29 protein-coding genes are annotated in these 23724 nt (G+C 49.5%); 5 read left to right on the top strand and 24 right to left on the bottom strand.

Translation table 11 applies throughout. The features are described 5' to 3' along the window. Positions 1-8: 8 nt before the first annotated feature. The 6 genes from I8J30_RS14390 to I8J30_RS14365 form a co-directional block, all read right to left on the bottom strand. Positions 9-419, bottom strand: a complete 411-nt coding sequence (locus tag I8J30_RS14390) for a VOC family protein (RefSeq protein ID WP_210658748.1) — start codon at positions 417-419, stop codon at positions 9-11. 20 nt (positions 420-439) lie between these two features. After that, positions 440-916, bottom strand: a complete 477-nt coding sequence (locus I8J30_RS14385; RefSeq protein ID WP_210658746.1) for a DinB family protein — start codon at positions 914-916, stop codon at positions 440-442. Between the two features lie 150 nt (positions 917-1066). Beyond that, positions 1067-1591, bottom strand: a complete 525-nt coding sequence (locus I8J30_RS14380; RefSeq protein ID WP_210658744.1) for a DinB family protein — start codon at positions 1589-1591, stop codon at positions 1067-1069. An 88-nt stretch (positions 1592-1679) separates the two neighbouring features. After that, positions 1680-2408 (bottom strand): hypothetical protein, encoded by a 729-nt coding sequence (locus I8J30_RS14375; protein ID WP_210658742.1) that lies wholly within the window; start codon positions 2406-2408, stop codon positions 1680-1682. A 134-nt stretch (positions 2409-2542) separates the two neighbouring features. Continuing rightward, positions 2543-4120: an MDR family MFS transporter gene (locus I8J30_RS14370; RefSeq protein ID WP_240548077.1), complete on the bottom strand. Its 1578-nt coding sequence runs from the start codon at positions 4118-4120 to the stop codon at positions 2543-2545. Positions 4121-4134: 14 nt separating this feature from the next. Continuing rightward, positions 4135-4578 (bottom strand): MarR family winged helix-turn-helix transcriptional regulator, encoded by a 444-nt coding sequence (locus I8J30_RS14365; RefSeq protein ID WP_210658740.1) that lies wholly within the window; start codon positions 4576-4578, stop codon positions 4135-4137. 274 nt (positions 4579-4852) lie between these two features. Between I8J30_RS14365 and I8J30_RS14360 the strand changes: the two genes are divergently transcribed. Then, positions 4853-5563, top strand: a complete 711-nt coding sequence (locus I8J30_RS14360) for a MerR family DNA-binding transcriptional regulator (RefSeq protein ID WP_210658738.1) — start codon at positions 4853-4855, stop codon at positions 5561-5563. Between the two features lie 23 nt (positions 5564-5586). Here I8J30_RS14360 and I8J30_RS14355 read toward each other — a convergent pair whose 3' ends face one another. The 15 genes from I8J30_RS14355 to I8J30_RS14285 form a co-directional block, all read right to left on the bottom strand. Continuing rightward, complete coding sequence (locus tag I8J30_RS14355) at positions 5587-6243, bottom strand: HAD family hydrolase (RefSeq protein WP_210658736.1); 657 nt, start codon at positions 6241-6243, stop codon at positions 5587-5589. 23 nt (positions 6244-6266) lie between these two features. Beyond that, positions 6267-6608, bottom strand: coding sequence for a DUF1801 domain-containing protein (locus I8J30_RS14350; RefSeq protein WP_210658734.1), 342 nt, complete (start codon positions 6606-6608; stop codon positions 6267-6269). A 20-nt stretch (positions 6609-6628) separates the two neighbouring features. Next, positions 6629-7105 carry a cytochrome c biogenesis protein CcdC gene (locus I8J30_RS14345; RefSeq protein ID WP_210658732.1) on the bottom strand — a complete coding sequence of 159 codons (477 nt, stop codon included), beginning with the start codon at positions 7103-7105 and terminating at the stop codon, positions 6629-6631. Continuing rightward, a complete protein-coding gene (locus I8J30_RS14340; protein ID WP_210658730.1) occupies positions 7102-7764 on the bottom strand; it encodes an MBL fold metallo-hydrolase in 663 nt (220 codons plus the stop codon). Before I8J30_RS14340 ends, I8J30_RS14345 begins: the two co-directional genes overlap by 4 nt. A 105-nt stretch (positions 7765-7869) precedes the next feature. After that, positions 7870-8727: an AraC family transcriptional regulator gene (locus I8J30_RS34000; protein ID WP_210658728.1), complete on the bottom strand. Its 858-nt coding sequence runs from the start codon at positions 8725-8727 to the stop codon at positions 7870-7872. A gap of 70 nt (positions 8728-8797) precedes the next feature. Next, positions 8798-9022, bottom strand: a complete 225-nt coding sequence (locus tag I8J30_RS14330) for a DUF1450 domain-containing protein (RefSeq protein ID WP_210658726.1) — start codon at positions 9020-9022, stop codon at positions 8798-8800. Next, positions 9019-9744, bottom strand: coding sequence for a phytanoyl-CoA dioxygenase family protein (locus tag I8J30_RS14325; protein ID WP_210658724.1), 726 nt, complete (start codon positions 9742-9744; stop codon positions 9019-9021). The genes I8J30_RS14330 and I8J30_RS14325 overlap by 4 nt, the downstream gene beginning before the upstream one ends. A 119-nt stretch (positions 9745-9863) precedes the next feature. Continuing rightward, entirely contained in the window at positions 9864-10751 is an 888-nt protein-coding gene (locus I8J30_RS14320; protein WP_210658722.1) for a LysM peptidoglycan-binding domain-containing protein, read from the bottom strand. 105 nt (positions 10752-10856) lie between these two features. Further along, positions 10857-11417 (bottom strand): FAD-dependent oxidoreductase, encoded by a 561-nt coding sequence (locus I8J30_RS14315; RefSeq protein WP_210658720.1) that lies wholly within the window; start codon positions 11415-11417, stop codon positions 10857-10859. Positions 11418-11506: 89 nt separating this feature from the next. After that, entirely contained in the window at positions 11507-12385 is an 879-nt protein-coding gene (locus I8J30_RS14310; RefSeq protein ID WP_210658718.1) for a GNAT family N-acetyltransferase, read from the bottom strand. Position 12386: 1 nt separating this feature from the next. Next, positions 12387-13766 carry a DUF6298 domain-containing protein gene (locus I8J30_RS14305; protein WP_210658716.1) on the bottom strand — a complete coding sequence of 460 codons (1380 nt, stop codon included), beginning with the start codon at positions 13764-13766 and terminating at the stop codon, positions 12387-12389. Positions 13767-13954: 188 nt separating this feature from the next. Beyond that, positions 13955-14305 (bottom strand): VOC family protein, encoded by a 351-nt coding sequence (locus tag I8J30_RS14300; protein WP_210658714.1) that lies wholly within the window; start codon positions 14303-14305, stop codon positions 13955-13957. Between the two features lie 92 nt (positions 14306-14397). After that, a complete protein-coding gene (locus I8J30_RS14295; protein WP_210658712.1) occupies positions 14398-15678 on the bottom strand; it encodes an erythromycin esterase family protein in 1281 nt (426 codons plus the stop codon). Between the two features lie 123 nt (positions 15679-15801). Then, a complete protein-coding gene (locus I8J30_RS14290) occupies positions 15802-16413 on the bottom strand; it encodes a nucleotidyltransferase family protein (RefSeq protein ID WP_210658710.1) in 612 nt (203 codons plus the stop codon). A gap of 6 nt (positions 16414-16419) precedes the next feature. Next, positions 16420-17436: an aminoglycoside phosphotransferase family protein gene (locus tag I8J30_RS14285; RefSeq protein WP_210658708.1), complete on the bottom strand. Its 1017-nt coding sequence runs from the start codon at positions 17434-17436 to the stop codon at positions 16420-16422. Between the two features lie 132 nt (positions 17437-17568). Between I8J30_RS14285 and I8J30_RS14280 the strand changes: the two genes are divergently transcribed. The 3 genes from I8J30_RS14280 to I8J30_RS14270 all read left to right on the top strand — a co-directional run bounded on the left by I8J30_RS14280 (position 17569) and on the right by I8J30_RS14270 (position 20533). Beyond that, on the top strand, positions 17569-18387 hold the full coding sequence (locus I8J30_RS14280; protein ID WP_210658706.1) for a DeoR/GlpR family DNA-binding transcription regulator: 819 nt from the start codon (positions 17569-17571) through the stop codon (positions 18385-18387). After that, positions 18374-19669: a UDP-N-acetylglucosamine 1-carboxyvinyltransferase gene (murA, locus tag I8J30_RS14275; RefSeq protein WP_210658704.1), complete on the top strand. Its 1296-nt coding sequence runs from the start codon at positions 18374-18376 to the stop codon at positions 19667-19669. Before I8J30_RS14280 ends, murA begins: the two co-directional genes overlap by 14 nt. Before the next feature lie 66 nt (positions 19670-19735). Then, complete coding sequence (locus tag I8J30_RS14270) at positions 19736-20533, top strand: HAD family hydrolase (protein ID WP_210658702.1); 798 nt, start codon at positions 19736-19738, stop codon at positions 20531-20533. A 4-nt stretch (positions 20534-20537) separates the two neighbouring features. On the opposite strand, the gene I8J30_RS14265 is transcribed toward I8J30_RS14270, so the two are convergent. Together I8J30_RS14265 and I8J30_RS14260 are read right to left on the bottom strand one after the other, a co-directional pair. Further along, positions 20538-21080, bottom strand: coding sequence for a ChbG/HpnK family deacetylase (locus tag I8J30_RS14265; protein WP_210658700.1), 543 nt, complete (start codon positions 21078-21080; stop codon positions 20538-20540). Next, complete coding sequence (locus I8J30_RS14260; RefSeq protein WP_210658698.1) at positions 21035-21901, bottom strand: LysR family transcriptional regulator; 867 nt, start codon at positions 21899-21901, stop codon at positions 21035-21037. Before I8J30_RS14260 ends, I8J30_RS14265 begins: the two co-directional genes overlap by 46 nt. Positions 21902-22010: 109 nt before the next feature. Between I8J30_RS14260 and dapA the strand changes: the two genes are divergently transcribed. Continuing rightward, the gene (dapA, locus tag I8J30_RS14255) at positions 22011-22892 is read left to right on the top strand and encodes a 4-hydroxy-tetrahydrodipicolinate synthase (protein WP_210658696.1); all 882 of its coding nucleotides are present in this window, start codon (positions 22011-22013) and stop codon (positions 22890-22892) included. 11 nt (positions 22893-22903) lie between these two features. Here the strand turns inward: dapA and I8J30_RS14250 are convergent, their stop codons facing one another. Next, the gene (locus tag I8J30_RS14250; RefSeq protein WP_240548076.1) at positions 22904-23641 is read right to left on the bottom strand and encodes a WecB/TagA/CpsF family glycosyltransferase; all 738 of its coding nucleotides are present in this window, start codon (positions 23639-23641) and stop codon (positions 22904-22906) included. Positions 23642-23724: the final 83 nt, after the last annotated feature.

Below are 23724 nucleotides of genomic sequence, written 5' to 3'. Positions count from 1 at the left end.
GCATGCGGCTAGCCGTTCAATTTGCTGAAATCCATATAGAGCACATTCCATTTATGTCCGTCCAAATCCGCGAAACCGGCGCCATACATCCAACCGGCATCATGGGGTTTGCTATAGATCGTACCGCCGGCGGCAGCGACCTTGACGAGCAGCTCGTCTACTTCTTCCTTGCTGTCTGCGCCGATCGAGAGCAATACTTCCGATGCTTCACCTGCATTTGCGATTGGACTGCTTGTAAAATTGCGGAACGTGTCTTCGGGGAACAGCATCACGGCAACATTCTTCTCGCCGATGATCAGCCCTGCTTTATCCTCTTGACCTTCGAACTGTTTATTTAATGTAAAGCCAATTTCCCGGAAAAACGCGCTCGACTTGCGAACATCCTTAACCGGCAAGTTGATCCAAATATCCTTCGGCATCTTGATTCGCTCCCCGATAATTAATCGAACAATCCTCTTCGGATGAGATTGGCGGTAATCGGCTTTAATCCCAGCTCACGCGACCAAATCGACAATTGTCCGATATGATGAATTTCATGAGCAATGACATGCCGCATGATTTCACCGTATTTAAAGCGCTCTGTTTCGCCTTCATTATTGATATCGGTCAGAAATTTTTCTTCCAAGCTGTCGTTCCAGTCATATACGAAGGGGGCGATAGCAGAATGGCATTGCTCCGAAAATTCTCTTATTTTATGAATAGACGCAAATTCTTCGAAAGGCGGTATCGGCGGTTCACCATTTCCTTGCAAGCAGTTAATCCAACTAAATTCAACATCGATAATATGAAACAAGGTATAAAGAATACTGCCCATTCCTCCAACACGTTTCTTAAGCAATTCCTCTTCAGATACGTTCTCGCACCAAGCTAACCAGTCCTGACGGACCTGCCAATTGTATTCAAACAGTTTCTGCATTTGACGACGCTCCTTTATGACAGTAATTTACTATATACACCTCTTACTAATTCGCCAAAGTGTTCGTAAATCCTGTCTTCAAAAGCGAACATCATCGGGCCGGCATACCTGAAAATAAAAAGCCGCGAATATCGCTCGCGGCTTCGTACATTAAGTTAACCGAGGCAAATATCGCTCGTGGACAACGTTCATATGATGCTGTGCATGTCCAAGGACGAAGTACGCACCGGCAGCAGCCGACGTCTTCACTTCATTTAGGATACAGAATTGGTTGATTTCCGCTTCAGTCAAACCATGGATTAGCGATGCGGATGAGGCCCGCACAATCCGGTACTCCTCGATTAAATCTTGCAGCGGACGACGATCAAAATTAGTCAAGCTCACATACACATCAGCGTGCCTTGGCAACGGCGTCAAATCGCCTCTGCCTGCAACCAGAATCCGATATGTCATAAGCCGCTCGGTATCGATAATATGACCCAGCACGTCTTTGAGACTCCACTTGCCTTCCGCGTACCGATACAGACTTTGTTCTTCTGTCAGCGAACTGTACAGATCGCATATTTGTTTGCCTTGACTTATGAGAAGCTGATGGATGTCGCCTTCATCGACCGTTGCAAAATAAGTGTCCCATACGGAATTATATTCTCCTGCTTTCGGTTTCGGTATGTACAATTTGCTCACCTCATTGGGAAAATGGTAATAAGCCGTATTATATCAGCTTCGGCAGGGTTTGTATGGATTTTTTTTCCACTGTAAGATTTCAACCCACTGTCTCGCGTTTGTTGAAGGACTCATTAATAGCAGTCAACTTCTTCAAATGAGGGACAAGAGCTTTCAACAGGTCTTTCTTTAATAACGTAATGAAATCCAATTGCATGCCCAAGTACCGATCGCTCTTCCTCATCTCGTTCGCCCGTTCTTTGAATTGCTGCATGGTCTTATCAAGATTAGCCATCTCAACAGCGGCATCACGATTTGCTTCGAGTGAAACGCGATCAATTACCTGAGGCTTGGCTAACCAGTACCTCGAGCTCGTGTTATAAACGGTTCTCCAGAGATCGGCTTGAAAAGCCAGAAATGCTACATCCTCCTGCTGCTGAGAAGTCATAATCAGGTTATTGACTCGATGTCGAAGTTCCTGGTCCTGCTCTTTGAGATCCGCAGCCTGAATCAACAGTATCAGTTGATTGGTCACTTGGCTGGCCTGTTCTTTGGCGAGATCGAGTACCTTCTGGTTATGAATGCGATCTTTCATATCATGGATTGCTGAAATTTCGGTCAAGGATTTCACTAACGGCCGAAAAGAATTCAAGTTTGCAAGCATTTCCAGAAAATAATCATTCGTTTTCTCTTCATAGAGTGCCTGGATCTCTTGCTGCTTGTTATGCTGATCGGTCAACGCTGTAAACTGGAAGAAGACCGTACAAGCAAGCGCAATGCTAAGCGCTAACCACCCATAAAAGATTACTCTGGATTTATTACTCCCCAAAGTTTCATCACTCCTATATTCTTTTCAGTTGAATACGCTTATTTACTCATTGCTTCTAGATTGACCTTTGAACTGCGTCTGAATTCGATTTCAATAAAAAAGCGGACAGCCCTATCGCTGTCCACTCCAAGTCTTTAATGCATATCTGCCGCAGCAGCTTTAAATGCTTCTTTGCCTTCTTCGCTTCTGGGCATACGAAGCTTGCCGAAGAAGATTGCCGCAACCAAACCGATCAAGACCACCACGATACCGATTACGAACACCGATGTAATCGCATCGCTCAGAATCCCTTGCAAAGCCGCAAGCAGCTTATCCGGAATTTGCGCTTTCACTTCAGGCTGGAGCAAGGATTGCGGATTGGCAAACTGGCCTAGCTTATCTGCCGGGATATCCGTGAAATTACCTTGAATATCTTTGATCCCGCTCGTCATGTTGTTCGTCATAATAACGCCCATGATCGCAACACCAACCGTACCGCCAATGGAGCGAGTGAATTGCGTAGTAGAAGTGGCAACGCCACGTAATTCATGGCCAACCGCGCTTTGAGCCGCGATGGTGAGTACAGGCATAAGAGCTCCCATACCGAAACCGATAATAATCATGTACAGGATCAGTTCGAGACTGGTCGTATTCACGTCCATTTGGGACATGAATAGGTAACCGACCGTCATAATCGCCATCGCAGTCATAACGATTGTACGGTAGCTCAGCTTCTTAATCAGTATCCCGCCGATAATGCTGGATAGAATAAGGGATAACATGAGCGGCGTAAGAATATAGCCGGAATTCGATGCGGACGTACCGATAACCGCTTGAGAATAGAGCGGAATGTACGTAATCGCACCGAACATCCCCATCCCCATCATGAAGCCGACAATACTGGAAACCGATATCGCTTGGAGCTTAAACAACTTAAGCGGAATGATCGGCTCCTTCACTTTGGACTCGATCCATATGAAGATCAGGATGAGCAGCAGGCTCGCTCCGAACAAACCAAGAATTTGTGGCGAATCCCATGCGTAATGTTTAATGCCGCCTTCGGATTGACCGCTTCCGCCCATCTCAATGGCGAGCAAGAAGGCTACAACCGCACCTGTAAGCGTCGATGCGCCGCCCCAGTCGATCGATTTTTTCTCCGAGCTCTTCGATTCCTTCAATGCCATAGATAGAATGATAGCTGCGAATATGCCAAATGGCAGATTGATATAGAAGATCCACTGCCAAGCGATATGGTCAACGATAAATCCGCCGACTGCGGGACCGAGAACGCTGGACAAGCCGAATACCGCGCCGAAAATACCTTGCATCTTACCGCGACGATCCGGCGGGAAGATATCACCGATAATCGTCATCGCGATCGGCATAAGCGCACCTGCACCGATACCTTGAATCGCGCGGAAGATGATGAGCTCCGTCATATTGTGGGACAGACCGCAAAGCGCCGATCCTACTAGGAATAACCCCATCCCGATCAAATAAACAAGTCTTCTGCCGAACAAATCGGCAAGCTTCCCGAATATCGGAACAGCCGTTGTCGAAGTTAACATATAAATCGTAAATACCCAGCTATACAGACTGAAACCGTCGAGCTCTGCAATTACATGCGGCATCGCCGTCGAGACGATCGTTTGATCGAGCGACCCGAGCAGCAAGCCGAGCATCAGTCCCGTCACGATCCAGCGAAGCTGTCTTGGACTTAAATTTGTCATCATTCCACTTCCTTCTGTCATTTTTCCTCAAGTGTTTGCAAGAGTAGTTTAAATGCCTCCGTGATCAGATCTACCTGATCCTCATCCAACTGTCCGACCAAGCTGGTAAACCATTCCATTCGCTGTTTACGGATGAGTTCAACGGTTTCCTTGCCTTTCTCCGTTAAGCTTAATTGCACGACTCTGCGGTCATCCTCCGGTTTTGTCCGTTCAATGAGGCCAAGTGCAACAAGCTTATCCGTCAATCCCGTAGCAGCGCCTGATGTTATGCCTAGGAGCTTCACGACATCATTCACCCGGCACATTTCCGTACGTCTTAGGTACATCAAAACGAAAACATGCCCGTTCGCGAGGTTAAACGGATTTTCAAGCATCTTGATCTGATTCCTTGCTCGCTGCGCAAAACGTTCCATGAGAAGCTGAAGCTCAGCAAGTTTATCTCCGCTTGAAATGGTCATCATCCTCCTTTCGCTCTGAACCATGCGTTACTTCCCTCAATCAGTTGCTTACCTATTCATTATCTTACTCAATAAGATATTAGGACTTTAAGAAAATACTACACAATGCAGGCTGGCGTCAATAGATTTCATATAAAAATTTTTACATATGTGATTGGCGGGTAATAAAAAAAACCTGCACGATCGCGAGTTCAGGCGACCGTGCAGGCAATTGCCAGCATGCTAAGCATCTGATAATATGAATCATTAACGATCCGTTTCGAATCGAGGTGTAGGGATGCAACGAACATACAAGCCAATCGAAATTGCCAGAGCTCTCAACCTAAGTACAAGCGCGTTGCGGCACTATGAGTCTTGGGGTGTTGTTCCGGCACCGGAACGCGGCGCTAATGGCTACCGCCTCTATACCGATATCCATTTAGCTTATTTTCGATGCTTGCGTACGATGTTTGCCGGATTCGGCGTTGCCGTCACCTGCGAGGTGCTCCGTCACATTCAGGCGGGCGAGATGAATGCTGCCTTCTGGCTGGTGAACAAGGAGCAAGCACTCTTGCAGCAGGATAAGCAAGCAGCAGATCAAACCATGGAACTGCTTCGCCGGTTGGAGCTTCCGGCTGTCGCGGATACGAAGAAGAAACAACCGATATCGATAGGAGAAGCCGCTGCTATAGCCGGGGTCACAACATCCGCTCTTCGTCACTGGGAGAAGGAAGAGCTCCTTACACCGTTACGCGGCTCCGACAATGGCTACCGGCTGTACACCCCGCTTCATATCCGGCAAATCCTCATTATTAGGACGCTGAGAAGCACCGTTTATCTACTCCGTAATTTGAAGGATATCGTTCATGCCGTAGAGCACCAGAGCGTTGAACAAGCCGTGAAGCTTACAGAGACGGCGATTCAAGGCATCCATGCTCGAATCCGGAATCAATTTCAAGGCGTTCACCAGTTGGTTGAGTTATGTAGAGCAGTGAAGCTAATGGAATGATGGAGACAGCCGTGCCGTGAGCCTTAGACGGCTGTTGCAGGTTCGAACAGCGCTTGCAGCTCCCGGACGCTCCGCACATAATACTTAGGCGATTGCGCACGCAATTCTTCTTCACTTCCATAGCCGTACCCTACTCCAATAGAGTCAACACCGTTACGCTGAGCGCCGATCAAGTCATGCTTGCGATCGCCAATCATAACCGCGGATTCCGCCGTAAGCTGCTGCGAACGTAGAATATGAGCGATAATGTCCGCTTTATCCGACATCGTGCCATCGAGATTACTTCCGCATATAACATCGAAATACGAGTCCATTTGGAAATAGGATAGTATTCTCTTGGCAAATACGGTCGGCTTGGACGTGGCGAGAATTAAAGTTCGCTTCTGCTCTGCAAGCCGTTCAAGCAAATCTCGAATTCCGCCATACACCTCATTCTCATAGATCCCTCTATCTGCGAAATATTCGCGATAGTAATCCACGGCCGTTCGCGCTTCGGAAGCGGAGAATCCATAATGTTCTTGGAAAGAGCTCGCAAGCGGCGGCCCGATAAACGGCTCCAATTGATCTAAATCATCCACGATGATCTCATATTTCGCCAGCGCATACTGCACCGCTCTGGTTATCCCTTGCTTCGGATCGGTAAGCGTTCCGTCCAGATCGAACAATATGGCCTTATACATGATGAGTACACGCTCTCTCCCGATTATAATGTGCTCGAAGCCTCGGTAAGCACCTTAGCAAGCAAGGGCAAATCAATCGGATCCCCTTCACGAAACTTCATCCATCTCCGTTCCGCAGGTCCTTCAAATTTCCCTTCCGACAAATCAAGGTTGGTCGTATTGAAAATCATGAACGTCACGGTATCTTTCGCCGTGCTGATAACTGCCGCGTATTTGCCGTCCTTTAGAAAATGCGGCTTTTTATACTGGATACGCTCATCGATCGAAGGTACTGTCTGATGAACCATCTCACGCAGTTGATTACAAGCCTCCACCTGCCATGGTTGTTTTAATTCCTCGATAAAGCTGCTAACTTCTTGATTCATTCCGATACGCCTCCTCCATCTTATTCGGCAACTTGCATGTTCCCCGTATACACGGTACGAAATTTAATGTAACTTGCAACGCGCCAAGGAATGACATAACCGACTGCTACCAGGATGAATATAGCACTTAGTTCATTCGGATCCAGATCGGACAAGTAGTCACGCATGAAAAGCCGAAGCAGCAGCAAGCCCACAAATGAGATCATGAACCCAATGCTTTTCTTCGCATAGATCTGGCCGTCTCCGCGCACTTCATAATTCGTCGTTAGAATCAGCGGTATAGAGAGCAATAGACCGGCAACAACCGCTGCAGCCCATTCACTTGCCGGCAACTGAAATTCCGGATTGAACAATAACGAGAAGGCAGGTAATAAGAAGATGAGCGGAATCAAAATTCTTCTGCCGTTTCCCTTAATAGGCCGATACATGCTGTTTCTTCTGCGCCAAATGACTAACCCGGCAACGACGATCAGGATCGTGATCGTTTGTGGATTCATTTCACGATATCTGCCAATCGTTCTTGCAGATTCTCCGTACAAACGCCGCCATGATAAGTAATTACTGAGGCTATATCAAGTCTCCCGAATTTCTTAACGGACTCTATCGCCGTCGCCCAATCCGGGGTGAAATTTGCGGCAGGCGGCATCAATACGCCTTCGTTTGAAGTCAAAGAATCGCCTGTAACCAGCGTCTTGCTTGGACTATGATAGAGCGCGATATGATCGGGCGAATGTCCCGGTGTATAGATGACTTGCAAACCACCGGCAACGGGCAGCAGGTCCCCATCGTTCAGAAAGGTATCGACCTTAACGGGAGGAACCAATGTTTTGCTCTTCAGCAGCGGAATTTCGCCGGCAATATATGGAACCCCTACTTCGTGTGCAAGTACTTCTACGCGGCCTTCAAACAATTCCACCAGCTCCGGAAGCGAGCCGATATGATCACGATCTTGGTGCGTGATGATGATTTTGGTCAGATCAGCCAAATTGAAGCCTTCCTTAGCCATCGCTTCGCGAATCACGTCTACTTGTCCGGGAATTCCGGTATCCACGAGGATAAGCTCCTGCTCGTCCCACACAATAGCAGCATGGACTACGAAGTCATTTCCATTCACCGGCATGTTTAGCTGAAGCGCCTTGATTCCTGATTTCTCCATTGAACTCGCCACTCCCTTTCCACTTTGCAAACTTGTAAACTCTTCCTAGTAATCGTACCACTTGTGCCGCATGAACAAAAGTCAGGAGCATTTGCTCTTCGCGTCTTATTCCTTATCCGCCATAAAATTCGTTTGCGCGGAACGAATCATTTGCTTGTATTTGCCCGGTGTCATGCCGAAAGTTTTCACGAATTGGCGGTTCAAGTAGGCAGCGTCACCTAAGCCGCATAATTGCGCCAGCTGGCTGAGCGGCTCCTCTGTCGTCTCCAGCAGACGCTTCGCTTTGTTCAGCCTCATCTGCCTGAGCATCTGCATCGGGTTAATGCCGTAGGCCTCTTGGAAGGCTCGGTCCAAATAATTCGTGTTCAAATGAACCTTCTCTGCCAGCATATCGCGCGAGAGCTTCATCGCCATATGATCCGCCATATAACGAATGATTGGAAAGAACCTGTCATACTTCGCGGAATAGGCTGCGCTGCGTCCGATTCTGCCATGCGCTTCCCAGCTCTCGAGCAGCATCGCAGACAAACGAAGCATATCCGCTGCGAGGGACACATCGCGGAAGGAAGAACTGCTCTTCCAACAACGAAGCAGCGATTGAAACACCTGACTGTACGCGTCTGCATCGAGCAGCTGCACCACGGGCTGTACTTGATAAAGCTGGAACAAATCAACGTTATAGCTCGTTTGAATCTGAACCGAAACCCATTCATGCAAACCCGGCCGCTCCGCCCGTTCCGAGAACGGCAAAAAAGGAGGGTGCAGCATGACCCCTCCTTCACGTACCTCGTGCTGTTCGCCATTCGTCGTTGTGATCACCCGGCCTTGCCGGACATGGCTGATGACCCAATTCGGATATATAATGCGCTGATGGTTAAGCGTCTCGTATTTACCTTCATCCACCATGTAGACATTGACCTGCCACTGATCGAAGCTTGTGCTAGTAAGCGATCTGGTTTCCACCGGTTTCCCCGCCAATCCTGACAGCTAGTATACTTCTAGTTTACACCAGCTCATGCATGGTTTGGAAACGTTATTTCAGCAGCCTCGCGTCAACCTCGTTCTGAAGCGCCGCTTCATCGGCGGCACCGATCCATGCCCCATCGATCGAAAGAGCTGGCCCTCTTCTGCAGCCGACGCATTGATTCAAGCAGTGGGTCAACGAGACATCATGGCCTTGTTGGACGAGCTGATCAAGCATCGTACCATGGCGATTTTCCTGCAAATTGCGCAAACAAACGACGATTACGGCACTCATTTCGTAATCAGCGCTCTGCCGTCTTGAGCGATTAGCGGCCCGTTGTCGAACACTTTGCCGGTCACGGGGTTCTTGGCGCCTTCAACCGAATATTGAATGACATAGGCTTTGCGCGTATTGTCGCTTTGATTCGGTGTGCTGCGGTGAAAGAGGAGCGAATGAAAGATGACCATGCTGCCCTTAGGGAGCGGAACGGGTTGACCGGGATCTTCGCCAAAATAACACTGCCAGCCTGTATCGGTCAGCACATGCTCCACATAGCCTTGCAAATGGGAGCCCGGTTGAATCCATATGCAACCGTTCTCAATCGTCGCATCATCAAGCGCCAGCCAGCAGGTCATATAATGAACGGGATCCGTCGGCACATAGCCGTTATCCTGATGCCAAGGGAAATCCTTCTTCGCCTCCGGACGTTTGTAGACGGATTGATCCCAATACAGCCTAATGTCTCCGCCCAGCACGCTCGTGGTCAAATCGACAAACCGCTGATCGCCGATAAATTGCTCAAGCTCCTCATGCCGCCTGGCCAAATTACAGGTGAAATTGATTTGATTGGGAATGTTGTTAAACCCTTTGGCACCTTGCTTAAGAGCCTCTTCGCCTTCCCAATCAAACACGTCGATAATGGCACGAATTCTATCCATCTCTTCAGCTGTGAATAGATGATCCAGGATGACATAGCCCCGCTCATGATACTGCTTCAACTGTTCCGCATTCAGCATTTACATTTCACTCCTCGATAGTGGATGACGGTGGTATACCTTTATTATCAAGGAGTTTCGCGAATCGGACAATGAACTGGTTCCAGTAGTTATTGTACTTTTTCCACTAGTTAATCCCGTTAAATAAGCTCTGCATCATTGAAGCCGACCCGGCCCAAATAGCCGACTTGACCGGTACTCCGAACCTGCACCTGATCGTAATATTCCAGTCCGCCTCTTGGACCTTCTTCATTCGTACCGCTTGGAATGTTCCATCTCATCGAGAAGATCTCGGTGCCGGCGGGTAGCGGAATGGAAGCGGAGCTTCCGTTCGGCTCTGCGTACAAACGTTGATCCGCAGTCAAGAGATGCACTCGTTTGGTCACCTCCGGCACGAGTTTCGCACGGCGCAGACCCAGCTTCGCAAGCTCCGCCACATATGGCGTTTGATCTTGAATCGCCGATTCTAAAGCAGCCCGGGTTGCATCGCCTGTTGCGATTCGCCCCAGACTCATGACGGTGTAATAGCGAACGGTATCGCAACGGTGTTTCAGAAGAGGCACCAGGAACGGAACCGCCGCTTCTCCGAGTGTCTCCCATTGAAACGAACCGATATAGTAGATGCCATGCTGCTGCATGGAATTGAGATCACAATCCGGTGATGTGGCGGTTGTTGCCCATTCGGAAGCTAAGCGCATCGGATCCGGCGCGGTAAAGCCTGCAAGAAGCTCACTTCCGACCGTTAACGGAGCGGCTATCGATAGTCGATTACTCGCAGCTAAGGCAGCCGGCGATTGATGAAATTGAGGCGCTAAGCAGGTTAAACTATCCCCATATTGAACGACATAATAGGGATAGCCGCCTGCCCTTTGGTAGTCAATTCCAGCATCCGGGATCAACAGAGGTTGACCTACCAGAATCAACTGCGGATCACAGATCACATTCACTTCCAGCAACCGCGCGACGCTTGACCCGAAACGGTCAGCGATACGCTCTAAGGTATCTCCGCCCTGTACGACATAGATCATGCATATCTCTCCTCTCATGCCTATACGTATTCAGGCGCACAAACAAAAGGAACTCCTCCTAAGAGCAGTTCCTTTTGTTGACGATCTATTCCATTTAGCTTCGCTTTATTTCAGCAAATCATGATCCACGTAACGCGTTCCGTTCAATTCACTGATAACGTTAATGGCAACTTTAGCGCCATCGCCTGCAGTGATGATCGTATGCACGCTAACGCCGGCCGCCGTCCCTGCTACCCAGACTCCGTCAACGTTCGATTTTCCGCTGGCATCCACATCGAATACTTGTTTAATACGCGGCTCCGTGCCTTCTTTGACCGACAATCCGATCTTCTCGGCCAGATCTGTCGAGATACCCGTAGCCACGATAACATGGCTGCCTTCGTATTGCTGCGATTCCGTCGCGACGTTGAATCCGTTCTCGCTCTTCGTAACATTCACTACTGTATCTTGAATCAGCTCTGCACCGAATTTTACTGCTTGCTTCTTGCCTGTCTCCACGAGCTCAGGACCTGTCGTTTCCGGCAGACCGTAATGATTCTCGATCCATGCCTTCTTCGTCATACTCTTGTCGCTGTCGATCAGAAGTGTCTTCTTGCCAGCCTTGGCTGCGAATAATCCTGCGCTTGCGCCTGCAGGGCCTGCTCCGATAATGATAATGTCGAACATGAATAATCACTCCTTCATATGTTTACAGATCATTGCAGCATTTCCATTCCAATCATAAGCCATTCAATAGAGCGCTTGCAAGTTGTCCATCATAGGCGGAGTGACATATGCACCTGTTCGATATAGGGCATAAAACCAAGTCGATCCAGCAGCTCAAGCAGTTCATCGTGGGTATCCCTGATGTTTAGCGTCATTCGTTTATAGGGCATTTCCAGCGGACTGAACACTTCTTTGAGCAGCGCTTTGAGAATCTTGCCTGAATCCGTTCTTCTCGGCGCCGCTTCACATTGCAAGAGCACAATAGAAGCCAATGAGCCGTCCTCGCTATAATTACGCTTATACAACGCATAACCCACGAGCTCTTCGCCATCGGCGATGATGCAGCATTCTCCATCGTTCAAACTTTGCCAGCCGGTCTGCCAAGCCGCATCATGGTTATAGAAGGAGAGCATTCCGGCGTCGCGCGGTTTCGCATGCCTGATCACAAACCGATGCGGGAAACTGGGCAGCAGTAAGCTCGGATCTATGGCATCCTCTAGTATCGAACAAACCAGCTGTCCCGTTATTTGATAGCCGGCGCCTTGATAGAGCTTAATCGCCGGTTCATTTTGAATAATGGCTTCGAGGAGTGCAAGATTGACATTTTGTTCGCGATACAGCTGTACATTTTGCGCCATGAGCTGTTTTCCGTAGCCTTTGCCTCGATGAGCGGGGGCAATTCCCGTACCGCCGTTCCAGGCTGTCTTCCCCTCATTCGTGGTCCGAAAGCCGTTCATCACAAACCCGGCCGGTTCTCCGTCCACGATCATTGCGAGCGAATGCTCAAGCGACAACCCTTCGCTGACCGTGCGCGCCATAAAACGATCGAGATTCATGGCAGCATTGGTGAAATACCCTTCGAAGCCCTTGTTCCAAAGGGCGACGATCTCATTAGCCGGAAGTTGACTGAATCGATTAAACGTAATCATGCTAAGTACCCCTCTCTTGAAATAGGTAAAGTACAGTTCCGCCCGCGAATGGAATCGCAAAATCAACCTTTGATCCGCCCAGCACCGATGCAGCCGTATGGGCAGCACCGCTCACGGGATCGAACCATTCGGCTTGCCAACTGCCCGGAGCCTCACTAAGATCGATGGTCAACGTCTCTTGAGCGTGCTCGGCGTAAACAAGCATACCGTTCATCGGAGAAACAAGACAATAACGGGAACTGGCGATCTCTTCATTCGGTACTGTGTGTTCGAGGCCGATTCGATCGGCGTATTGCCGGATATGGCCCATATTTCGGCGGAGAGGCTCCCAATCGGGATAATCGCGCGAGTTCAGCTTCACATTCCCCGGATAATCCGGCAGCGGAGAACCCGGAACCGGGCACCACGAGTCCATGAATATGGGATTCAAGCCTCTAAGGAATGATTTCCACACCCAATGATAGTTTCCTCCATGCCCCCATAAGTGATCGGTATCGGTAATGATTACCTTGCTGCCATCGCCGGCAGGAGGATTCATTTGATATTCCCGATTCGGTCCTTTTCCCGGCGATATCCAATCGGCACCGGAGGCAAATAAGATGGAGTTATCTTGCTCGCCGCCTATTGCCGTCATCCCGACCGGATGCTGCTTGGGCAGCTTCGACTCGTAGTCATGAACGTACTGAATCATGTGGGAATGCCACTTCAGTGCACGCTCCGAGTTTTCGACCTCATTAATAATTTCGAAGAGCACATGGTCCAAATCATTCAGCGTATCGATGCATTTGCGAATAAATGCTTGCTGCAGCTCCACAACTGACGGAATTTCCATGCTATACATATCCGTCCGGCCATCGCCGCCGGAATCCCCATGAATGCCATTCACATTATTAGCTCGATTGTAGGGATGAGAGAGCCAAGGATCGCTGCCCGCCCTCGCATTCTTCGGGCACCAGCCGTCGAAGAACATCACCGACACGTAGATGCCGCGTTCCCCGGCTTGCACAACACGTTCCCGCATTCTCGCAAAATACATCTCATTCCATTTCGTCAAATCAAATTGGGGCAGCCCGTCATGAGCTGCCTGGTCTCCCGTCCGCATGTACGGCATCGGATCGATATATACCTTATCAAGCGTCCACGGTGCATAGAGCGGGTGACCCCACTGCCATAACCGCATGAAATTATGGTTATTCTCTGTCATCATGGTGAGGTATTCCTCGTAATCAAACGCCGGTTCACCCTCTAATCGGAGTTCCTGAAGGTTCGCCCATGTATGCGAACCGGTTAACAGGATGATGTTTCCCGAACCATTTTCAAAATACCTCGGATTCCGCTCGCTCTTTCTTAATACCCCATTTGCCATAATCGTAATCGTCATTGGATCCCACTCCTGCCGATGATTGATTATTCAGAAAGAACCGTCCCAAATATCTCCATCATAGCATACAAGCTCTCCTGTGAGGTGAAGCTCGTTCCAAGCTGAATGCAAATAAACCCAGCGTCACTGTCATGACGATGGGTTTAAGGAGGATCGATAAGATCGCGTTGCCGGCTATTCATATGGAGCTATTTGTGCTGAATCAGTCCAAACCGAATGCCCTGTGGATCAAACAAATATGCAAGATAGAAACCGCCGAAATCCATTTTATCCAGATCCAGCTTTGCGCCGTTCTCTACGGCTTTAGCAATGGTGTCTTCAATGGACTCTACTTGAATCGTAACTTGAACGCGCTGTGAAATATCCTTAGGGGCTCGTGCAATTCCACCATCGATTCCGCCCGATTCACTTGATCCCGTCTTCACCGGCCAATAGTCCCAGTTGGGTTCTTCCATAGTCCAATCAAACACATTCGAATAAAAGGTTGTTGCCCCTTCCGGATCTTGTGAGCCCAATTCAAACAAAACGACGCGGTTCATATAATCGCTCCTTATCTCTTCTAAATTCATCCTCCTTCAGTATAGAACATACGTTCTTAGTTGTAAATATTTGTATTTACGATTCTTCAACCTTACACCGTAGCCGGCACTAACGGCTGAAGCGCGTTGGACCGGTCGATATACACGAAAGCATCATAGCGCTCCGCCATCACGCTTGGAACGTAATTCCCTCGCTCATAATGAGGATGATAGACCACGCCGATCGCGCGATGGCCGTACGTATGGTGAAAGACTTCCGTATCCGTGCCTCGGAAAATGAGCCACTGGTCATACGGACCCGCTTCGTGCATCAGCTCCTCCCAGCTGCCGCGCCGGGCTTCAGGTACACGCAGCACTTCGGCCGGAGATTCCCAAGCATCGGCTGCAATGACAGTGCCGCTGAACGTTCCGAAACCAATGGCGTACACTTCGATTTCTTCGCTTTGCTCTCGGAGAAGCTGACCCACATTCACCATATGGTCCGCTTCCATGTCTGTAGCACGCGCATCTCCGATATGGGTGTTATGCTCCCATACAATGGCTTTTGCGGAAGGACCATAGAACTGCATCACGCGATTGAGCGCCTCCACCATATGCCGATCCCGAATGTTCCACGAATCAGGGCCGCCTTTCACCATTGCCTGATAATATCGCTCCGCGTTAACGGCAACCAGCGCGTTGATTTCATCATTCAACAACGCTTCATGCGTGCCGGCGGCTCGATTCCGCTTCGCTTCCAACTCTCTCAATAATTGAAGAACCTCATCCTGGCACAGCTCCGAGAAAAAGGCAGCAGACATGCCGTAGTTCTGACCATCCCGGCTATGCGGCTCGAAACAGGAGAAGGCATTCAGCGCTGCAGCAAGCTCCGGCGAATTCGTCTTCTTCAAATGCTTGATAATTTCATCCATGGACTCCCACAGACTGTACACATCAAGGCCATAGAATCCGATTCGATATTGCTCAGGCAGCTCCCGGTTGTATTCGCGCAGCCAGGTAATGAGCTCCACCGTTTCCCGGTTCGCCCACATCCAGGAAGGCCATCGATCGAAGGCTTGCAGCACTTCGTCGACGGATCCTTTGGCCTCGGGGTGATGCTTGACGTATTTGTTCACTTCATAACAGGAGGGCCAATCCCCTTCCACTGCGATGAAACTGAATTGATGCTGCTCGATCAGCATTTGAGAGAGTGCCGTCCGATTCGTGTAAAACTCACTCGTTCCATGGCTTGCTTCGCCCAGTAACACAAATTTCGATCCGCCTGCTGCGTTCGCGAGATGCTGAAGATCCGCAGGCTGCTCCAATCGGTTTGCCCGTTGCTTGATCGCATCGACGATTTCCTCTCGATTGTTCGATTTTCCGGAAACGCTCATCGTACATTGGCCCCTTCCACAAGCTAGAAAATATGGAGTTTATATTTTCCAATTTGTGCAAGAGTTATTAAGTGGCAGCTGATCCTGCTTCACAAACACGACAAGCGACTCTCCTCCACTTTATTATTCATTCCATGGAATAATCTTTAATTCCGGCCATTTCGCCTTCCATTTCGCAGCTTTCTGCACATAGAATGGCTCCGTGATCTGTGCCTTATTGGCTCGTACGATCAACCCAAACAGATCATTTAATCCAAATGGCGCATACACTTTCCAGGTGCCATCCGCATCTTTTCTTAGCCCAAGCGCAGTCGCCGTTGAGGGCCAATGATTAACGGCTGCTTCCAGTGATCCATACGGCGGAATCGGATAGCCAAATGCATGCTCATACCAAAGATGAACGCGGGCTTGATTCTTAACGTCCAGCTCATAAGGCAGATCTCCGAACAAGACTCCGACTCTGTCGATGACCTCTCCCTCTTTGTCGTAGGACAAATCCTCGTCATAATAGACAAAGTCCAGATCTTTAATGCCCTCATTCAGCGGCCGCCCGCACAAATAATTCCAGACCGTTTGCGTCACACAGCCTGCCCCAACGTAATAGTGCTCCAATTGAAGCGACTTTGACTTCACTAGTACCTGCTGAAGAACGGGGTTCAATTGAACAATCCGAATTAGGTTATTCATCTGAGTTGCAAGATCTTGATTTTGAGCAAAATATGACTTCAAGGCCATTTCATCCTACTCCCCTTGATTGGCTCTGGCATATAACCTCAAATACTCCGGATAAGCGCGCAGATGTATCGCTTGTGCCCTTGCTTGCGTCTTCTCTCTCAGCTCCGGTATCGACTCCGAATCCACGTAATCAGCCAGAATGTCGATCACGTCATCCAGCAGGCTCGCTCGAAAATAGATCGACAGCCGCGCATACAGCTCATCACCAGCTTGCTCAATTACCTGCGCCTGCAAATAAGGCCAATCAGCCGAGTGATAGAGCGGCCATAACAGAACGGAATAGTCCATCGCCGCATCGCCATCGGCAGACAAGTCATCCCAATCGATCACCCAGATCTCATGAAGCTCATCCACGAGGACATTGTTCCAGCCCGGATCATTATGCACAACATCGTTTGCTGCTTTGTTGAAAGCCGGATGAGCGTATACGGTCGCTCGCAATGCCTCAATCTCGGCATCAAACCAATCCAGCGTCTCCTCGGTTACAAAATGAAGCAAATGCTTCCCATCTCTAATCGTAACCATATCTTCCAGGAAGCGTGCGATATAAGCGTCAGCGAAAGCATCTGCATATGTAAACGGTTCGTCACTGCGAACCAGCGCAGATGCAAGCTCTTGATCGCCATGCAGCTGATGCAGCTTGATCAGCACTTTCGGAATCGCTTCCGCCGGATTCGAGGTCGATGTCAAAGATTCGCCATGAATATATTCGAACACCAGCCCATATCGATAACCGGGTATGATCTCTTCTCTTATTTCGCGGATTAGCCGGGGAGCATGATACCGGTTCGACAGCTGCTCGCTGACAGCCGCCCATTGCTGCAGTCGATGCATTCTCGCGTCAGGCGCGAGCTTGAGATGCCTCATCGTCTTCCCATCCGATATCCGATAGGACTGATTCACAAATCCACCTGGATTGTAAATATAAGTAACCTTGATTTCAATTCCCTGCTGCAGTCCCAAAGAGCTTGCATTCGATTCCGCCCACTGCCGAATACATAATTCATTGCGTGTAATATTCATGTTCTTCTCCTTTTCGTCACTAATCATGAACAACCATGAAGAAAACCGAATAATTCGGTTGACAATAATGAACAATACGGAATAGGATATAGGCAAAAGAGTTCTACTAAACGTAACGCCGCGGAGGTCACAATGCTCGCTGAGGAACGAAGGCAGCGCATCCTGGAGATGCTTGCCAAGGACGGAAGAGTCGTCGCGCAAGAGCTGGCCCAACAATTCCAGCTTTCTATCGATTCTATCCGCCGTGATTTAACCATCATGAAGGAGCAAGGCCTCCTTCAGAAAACATACGGAGGTGCGATTCCGCTAGCTCCGAACGAATCGCATAAAGTTCGTGCCAAACCGCAGCCGAAGAACATTCGCTACGGGGAAGGCGCGCCACATCAGAATGCCATTTCCAAATTGGCGGCCTCTTACATTCAACGGAACGACACGATCTTTATTGGCGGAGCCGGCATTCAGTACGGCATGCTGAAATATCTGCCCACTGACCTCCCTTATACCGTTGTCACGAATTCACTCATGATTGCAGAATCTATTCGATCCATGACTCATATTGAAGCATACCTTGTTGGCGGCAAGCTTCGGGCTGCCGGTGAAAGCTTAATCGATGTCATTGCCGTCGAAATGATCGGCCGCTTTAATTTCGATATCGGATTTATTACCGGCGGCGGCATTGCACAGAACGGCATCAGTGTCGCAACACCCGAGAATGCCGCATTGATTCGCGCCGTCGCCGATGCCTCTCAGCGAAGAATTTGTCTCGCTCCTCATGAGAAAATCGGCGTCCGAAGCTTTGCCACCTCTGTCCCCTTGCAGCAAATTAACTTGCTTATTACCGACCAGAAGGCTCCCGATCCATTTATTCAGGAATGTGAGAACCGTAACGTCAATGTCATCATTGCCGATGAACACTATTCAAGCGGAGGCGTAAACGATGAAAGCAATTAAAGTGGAATGGTCCGACTCTCTTCATGGCAGCGTTCATATCCCCGGTTCCAAGAATAGCTCACTGGCACTGCTTGCAGCAGTTTGTTTGGCCGATGAGCCGGTCACGCTTCACGGTATTCCGGACATTGCGGATTTACGGGTAATCTATGAAATGAGCCGTGAAATCGGTCTTCAAGTCGAGCATCATGAATCAGGTGCCATTACGATGGACCCTCGTAATATTACGAGCACTGTGCTCGATCCTGTCAAATCGTCTTCTTTCCGCGCCGCGTATTATTTCGTCGGTTCGCTTCTGGCTAAGTTCGGTAAGGTTTCCGTCGGATATCCGGGGGGCGATGACTTCGTCAGCCGTCCAATGGATCAACATATTAAAGCGCTGCAGATGATGGGCGCCTCATTCACGTTTAATCCAACCTCATACACCGTCGAAGCCAAGGAGCTTCATGGTGCGACGATTTACTTTGATATGATTACTTGCGGCGCAACGATTAACGTCATGATGGCAGCTGCAAGGGCAAAAGGCACGACGGTATTGCTTAATGCGGCTCGTGATCCGGAAGTCACGGATACCGCGAATTTGCTTAATGTATTAGGCGCCAAAATAACCGGAGCCGGAACGGATACCATTCGCATTGAAGGAGTTGCTTCCCTGCACGGCGGTTCCTATACCGTTATACCGGATCGGCTGATTGCCGGTGCGTTCTTGATGGCTGCCGGAGTTACCGGCGGTTCGGTTACCGTGGACAATGTGATTCCCGAGCATCTCTCTTCCTGCTTGGCGAAGCTGCGCGAAATTGGGATGGAGCTGGATGTGCATGATAACGCCATTACCGCTCATTCAACCGGAATCCTTCGTGCGACAAGAGTGCGCACGGCCATGTATCCGGGTTTTGCAACCGATCTGCAGCAGCCTTTAACCGCATTGCTTACCCAAGCCCGCGGCAAAAGCATCATCGGCGAGCGGATCTATCCGGCTCGATTCAATCATGCTCACCAGCTCATCCGCATGGGTGCGGATATTAAGATCCGCTCCGGCGTTGCCTCTATTAACGGCGGCAACGTATTGCACGGTACTTTGGTGCACGCTTCGGATGTAAGAGCGGGCATTTGCTTAATCCTTGCCGGATTGCGCGCGGAAGGTACAACCACAATCGCAGGCGTCCAGCATATCGATCGCGGTTATGAGGATGTAGTCGGCTCCTTCCGTTCCCTTGGCGCGAACATCAGTATGTTTGACAGCAATGAAATGCCCGCTCACAGTTTGATCACGGGTACGAAATAATAAATCGGGTATAAGAGCAGTCTGCCGCGCCGGCAGACTGCTCTTTGCTACAAGGAGATGGGATCCATGATGCAAGCTGCTGCTATTGTTCTCGACCTCGACGGTACGCTCTTAAATTCCAATAAAGAAGTAAGCCCTCGCAACTTACGCGCTGTGAGGCAATGCCGCGAACGCAATATCCCCGTCATTATCGCTACCGCGCGACCGCCTCGCGCGATTATGCAGCTCCTGCCTGCCGAATTATTAGATCTGGGCATTATGATTTATTACAATGGAGCGCTGGTCGTAAGTGAACGTTTGGAGATGCATGAACATTTTCCGCTGGATCCATTGCTTCTCGGTGAGCTCATCGCCTATTTGGAGTCGTGTGAATGCATGCCTCAGATTTCTGTGGAAGCCAGCGATAAATGGTATAGCAATAAGGAATTAGATTACAGCGCTTTGATTAAAGTACATGAACGACCTGCGTTACTCTCGTTAGAGGAGCTTGCTTCGCTGGCAGCTTCAAAGTTATTGGTTACGAACTTCAGTGCCGTTGATGAGCTGGTAAACCAGTATGGCAAGCGCGCGAATATTCTCCACACCGATGCCGGTCAACTCGTTCAGATCATGTCCATCCAAGCGACCAAAGAACAAGCGCTGATGATGGTTTGCTCCCGTTTAAACATCACTGCGGAACAGATTATCGTTTTCGGCGATGATTACAATGATCTCGGCTTGTTCCGAATCTGCGGGTATCCGATTGCCATGGGGAATGCCATTCGTGAGCTGCAAGAAATTGCGTATAAGGTTACGGATACGAATGATAATGACGGCGTGGCTCTCGTACTGGAACAACTTCTGTTAGAAGCAGAAGTCAGCTAGTCATTTAGAGTTGGTTTCTCTGCAAATCTCTGATTTCTTTCCATGAAACAAGCTGAATACGTTCTCTCATCAGATGACCTCTGACATCCTCGGCAACTATTCTTGCCTGAAACATCCTCTTCATCGCGGTAGTCAGAAAGGACTGCTCTACGATGCGAGTCGGCAAATTGAATGGAAGTCTGTACTTCTCGCATAAATCGAACACGGTTTCAAGAAATTCTCGTCCTCCAGCCAATCCCATCAGCGTGTCGCCTTGACTGTCCATATGGGTCAGGTCGATGCCAAACGATAGGGCAAGCTGAATCTGCGCTTCCAGTTCCCTGCGAACTTCCTCCGGATCCGCATGCTGCTCGATGAGAGAAACGTCACGATGAAAGTAACCATCCTCATCCACTAAATCGGACAATTTCAACGCTTGATAGACAGGTCGATATCTCTGCGACTCTCCGCTGGATAACGAGAAATGAATGCCAATAGGCCGATCCTTCTCATGTAAGCCCCTTAATGCAGCAATTCGATAAAGTCTTGTAAGGCACGAGAGATCCATTTCTTCGGGTGAAGGATAAGCTGCAAGTCCAATCTGATATCCGCATGAGAGAAAGGCAGTACAGCCAACTCCCCGCGATTAATCTCTTCTTGCACAGCCATTCTAGGCAGCAGAGCAATACCGGATCCGGACTTTAAACAGCGTTTAATGGCTTCCGGGTTGCCGAGCTCCAAACCAACGCGGTACGGGATGGCTTGTTCCTGCAAAACCCGTTCCAGCATCATCCGATAATTGCAGCTCGGCTCGGACATCAGCCACTCCGCGTCTTGAAGATGCGCCAGGTTTATGACTTCAACCGCTGCATAAGGATGTCCGGCTCCTGTTACCAGAACCAATGGCTCTTCGCGTATAGCTGTCCAAGCCAGCGGGGTATGAGCCGGCTTATTTTCCAATAACAGTCCGAGATCATACTCCCCTTCCCGCACCTTCTCCACGATGGCAGCTTCGCGATCCGGCTGAATTCGGATCGTAAGAGCCGGATACCGCTGCCTCATATGCTGAATAAATGGCGGGAGATAATACGAAGCAAGCGAATCAATCGTCCCGATCGTCAACGTTCCCCCGCCTTGAACGGCCAGCATCCCCTTCGACTGTTCAAACAGATGCAGCATTTGAACGGAAATCTTGAGCAGTTCCTCTCCTGCCAGCGTAAGCCTTAGTGTTCGACCAAACCGTTCGAACAGTTTTACCCCGTACAACTGCTCGAGCTTCTGGATTTGCATCGTAACGCTGGACTGCGCATAACCCAGCTCTCCCGCTGCTTTGGTGTAGCTCTGATGGAACGCAACCTCGCGAAAGGTCTGAAAATAAGTAAGATCCATATTGTCACCACTTCAAAATTATTGATAACCCATATCACTTATTATAGATAACTGTGATGCGAAAGAACATGTTAAAGTGATAGCAACGCGATCTTAGGAGGATGCTGTCATGCTGAATGAACGTGATTTAACCGGAACTTTCGTGCCTATAATTACACCATTCTTACCTACAGAAGACCTGGATTTGGAATCCTACCAGCGTTATCTGGCCAATTTGCTGCAGTATAACATACAAGGCCTCGTCATTAACGGTACAACCGGCGAAGCGCCGACGGTGACATGGGAAGAAGTGATTATGCTCGTTGCCGCGACCAAACAGACGATGACATCGTGTAACCGAGAGCTGCCGATCATAGTCGGTACCGGAACGAACAGCACCCGCTCCACTATACAGCGAACCGTACTTGCCGCTGAACTAGGGGCGGATGCTGTCCTCGTCGTCACGCCCTATTACAGCCGTCCTTCGCAAGATGGCGTGCTTGAGCATTTTCGCAGAGCCGCTGATGTCGGAATTCCCGTTATTGTCTATGAAGTCCCGGCTCGCACGGGGCTGCAGTTAACACCGGAAACGGTGCGCAGCATTCTCGATTTACAAGGCGTGATCGGATTGAAGGACAGCACAAGCAACACGCAGCTCCTGACCCGGCTTGTACAATCCGATACGAAACCGATCCTCTGCGGCAATGATCAATCGTACTTGGATATGTTAGCCCACGGAGCATCCGGCGGCATATTAGCATCCGCGAATGTTCGCACCGAGCTGTTTGTGCAACTATTCCAGCATGTAACACAAGGAGAGATGACGGAAGCCCAGCACCTGTTCAACTCGCTCTCTCCACTGATTCATGCCTTGTTTCAAGAGTCTAATCCCGCACCGTTGAAATGGGTCCTGGCAGAGCAAGGCCTATTAGACTCGGCTTCCTTACGTCTCCCGATGAGTCCCATCAGCGCCGAGTTAACTGAACAATTACACAGTCTGCTTCGGAGCTAAGGCGTACAGCCTTAGCTCTTGTCCTTATACATCAATGCCCGAAATGCAAAACGCGGCAAAATCAGCTGTCTGCGCCATCGGGACGGCTGATTCAGCAGCCGATACAGCCATTCCACATTCCACTTCTGCCAGATTGCCGGCGCCCGCTTGACGGTTCCGGCGATAATATCCAAGCTGCCTCCGACACCAATGGCCACGCGCGCGTTAAGTTTATGCTTATAGCGGTGTATCAGCCGCTCCGATCTGGGCGCGCCTAGCGCAACGACCAAGATATCCGGGCTGAGCCCTTCAATCTCCCCAATAATGCGTTCCTCTTCAGCTTCGCTATAGAAACCATGATGTCTGCCTATTACCTTCACACCGGGATAACTCCGTTCGATCTCTTCCGCCGCCAATTGATTGGTTTCTTTGCTTGCGCCAAGCAAATAATACGTTCTGGCATTTGTCCCTTCTAATTGAAGCAGCTGCAGCAGCAGATCGCAGCCGGTTACCCGCTCGGGAAGCGGATTTCTCTTCAGCTGGGAAACCATTACAATGCCGATGCCATCTGCTGTAAGCAGACCTGCTTCCTCTACAATATTGCGCAGCTGCGCGTCGTGCTGGCAGGACATGGTGATTTCGGGATTGAGCGTTACGACATGAAATAATTCAGGTCGACGTTCATCTATAACTTGATCAATTAAGGCAATCGTTTCTTTCATCGTTAGCTTAGGCACCGGAATACCCATAATGTGCGAATAGGATGTCAATTCAGCAGCCACCTTTTGTCGAATGTTGGAATTCGCTTACATAACCCATATTACCCTTTAGCAGCAGCCTGAAAAAGAGTAAA

The sequence above is a fragment of the Paenibacillus lignilyticus genome, assembly GCF_017942085.1.
GTDB classification, from domain to species: Bacteria; Bacillota; Bacilli; order Paenibacillales; family Paenibacillaceae; genus Paenibacillus_Z; species Paenibacillus_Z lignilyticus.
Note: the sequence above shows the minus strand (reverse complement) of the source record. Positions and strands in the feature narration are given on the sequence as shown.

Excerpts from the sequence above, each read along its gene's own strand:
- I8J30_RS14265 (WP_210658700.1), bottom strand. The coding sequence starts at position 21,080 with ATGGATCTCTCGTGCCTTACAAGACTTTATCGAATTGCTGCATTAAGG.
- I8J30_RS14290 (WP_210658710.1), bottom strand. The coding sequence starts at position 16,413 with ATGGCCTTGAAGTCATATTTTGCTCAAAATCAAGATCTTGCAACTCAG.
- I8J30_RS14285 (WP_210658708.1), bottom strand. The coding sequence starts at position 17,436 with ATGAATATTACACGCAATGAATTATGTATTCGGCAGTGGGCGGAATCG.
- I8J30_RS14340 (WP_210658730.1), bottom strand. The coding sequence starts at position 7,764 with ATGGAGAAATCAGGAATCAAGGCGCTTCAGCTAAACATGCCGGTGAAT.
- I8J30_RS14260 (WP_210658698.1), bottom strand. The coding sequence starts at position 21,901 with ATGGATCTTACTTATTTTCAGACCTTTCGCGAGGTTGCGTTCCATCAG.
- dapA (WP_210658696.1), top strand. The coding sequence starts at position 22,011 with ATGCTGAATGAACGTGATTTAACCGGAACTTTCGTGCCTATAATTACA.
- I8J30_RS14370 (WP_240548077.1), bottom strand. The coding sequence starts at position 4,120 with ATGATGACAAATTTAAGTCCAAGACAGCTTCGCTGGATCGTGACGGGA.
- I8J30_RS14300 (WP_210658714.1), bottom strand. The coding sequence starts at position 14,305 with ATGAACCGCGTCGTTTTGTTTGAATTGGGCTCACAAGATCCGGAAGGG.
- I8J30_RS14325 (WP_210658724.1), bottom strand. The coding sequence starts at position 9,744 with ATGCTGAATGCGGAACAGTTGAAGCAGTATCATGAGCGGGGCTATGTC.
- I8J30_RS14270 (WP_210658702.1), top strand. The coding sequence starts at position 19,736 with ATGATGCAAGCTGCTGCTATTGTTCTCGACCTCGACGGTACGCTCTTA.
- I8J30_RS14295 (WP_210658712.1), bottom strand. The coding sequence starts at position 15,678 with ATGAGCGTTTCCGGAAAATCGAACAATCGAGAGGAAATCGTCGATGCG.
- I8J30_RS14305 (WP_210658716.1), bottom strand. The coding sequence starts at position 13,766 with ATGACGATTACGATTATGGCAAATGGGGTATTAAGAAAGAGCGAGCGG.
- I8J30_RS14315 (WP_210658720.1), bottom strand. The coding sequence starts at position 11,417 with ATGTTCGACATTATCATTATCGGAGCAGGCCCTGCAGGCGCAAGCGCA.
- I8J30_RS14360 (WP_210658738.1), top strand. The coding sequence starts at position 4,853 with ATGCAACGAACATACAAGCCAATCGAAATTGCCAGAGCTCTCAACCTA.
- I8J30_RS14390 (WP_210658748.1), bottom strand. The coding sequence starts at position 419 with ATGCCGAAGGATATTTGGATCAACTTGCCGGTTAAGGATGTTCGCAAG.
- I8J30_RS14320 (WP_210658722.1), bottom strand. The coding sequence starts at position 10,751 with ATGATCTATGTCGTACAGGGCGGAGATACCTTAGAGCGTATCGCTGAC.
- I8J30_RS14280 (WP_210658706.1), top strand. The coding sequence starts at position 17,569 with ATGCTCGCTGAGGAACGAAGGCAGCGCATCCTGGAGATGCTTGCCAAG.
- I8J30_RS14310 (WP_210658718.1), bottom strand. The coding sequence starts at position 12,385 with ATGATTACGTTTAATCGATTCAGTCAACTTCCGGCTAATGAGATCGTC.
- I8J30_RS14350 (WP_210658734.1), bottom strand. The coding sequence starts at position 6,608 with ATGAATCAAGAAGTTAGCAGCTTTATCGAGGAATTAAAACAACCATGG.
- I8J30_RS14330 (WP_210658726.1), bottom strand. The coding sequence starts at position 9,022 with ATGAGTGCCGTAATCGTCGTTTGTTTGCGCAATTTGCAGGAAAATCGC.
- murA (WP_210658704.1), top strand. The coding sequence starts at position 18,374 with ATGAAAGCAATTAAAGTGGAATGGTCCGACTCTCTTCATGGCAGCGTT.
- I8J30_RS14355 (WP_210658736.1), bottom strand. The coding sequence starts at position 6,243 with ATGTATAAGGCCATATTGTTCGATCTGGACGGAACGCTTACCGATCCG.
- I8J30_RS14345 (WP_210658732.1), bottom strand. The coding sequence starts at position 7,105 with ATGAATCCACAAACGATCACGATCCTGATCGTCGTTGCCGGGTTAGTC.
- I8J30_RS14365 (WP_210658740.1), bottom strand. The coding sequence starts at position 4,578 with ATGATGACCATTTCAAGCGGAGATAAACTTGCTGAGCTTCAGCTTCTC.
- I8J30_RS14385 (WP_210658746.1), bottom strand. The coding sequence starts at position 916 with ATGCAGAAACTGTTTGAATACAATTGGCAGGTCCGTCAGGACTGGTTA.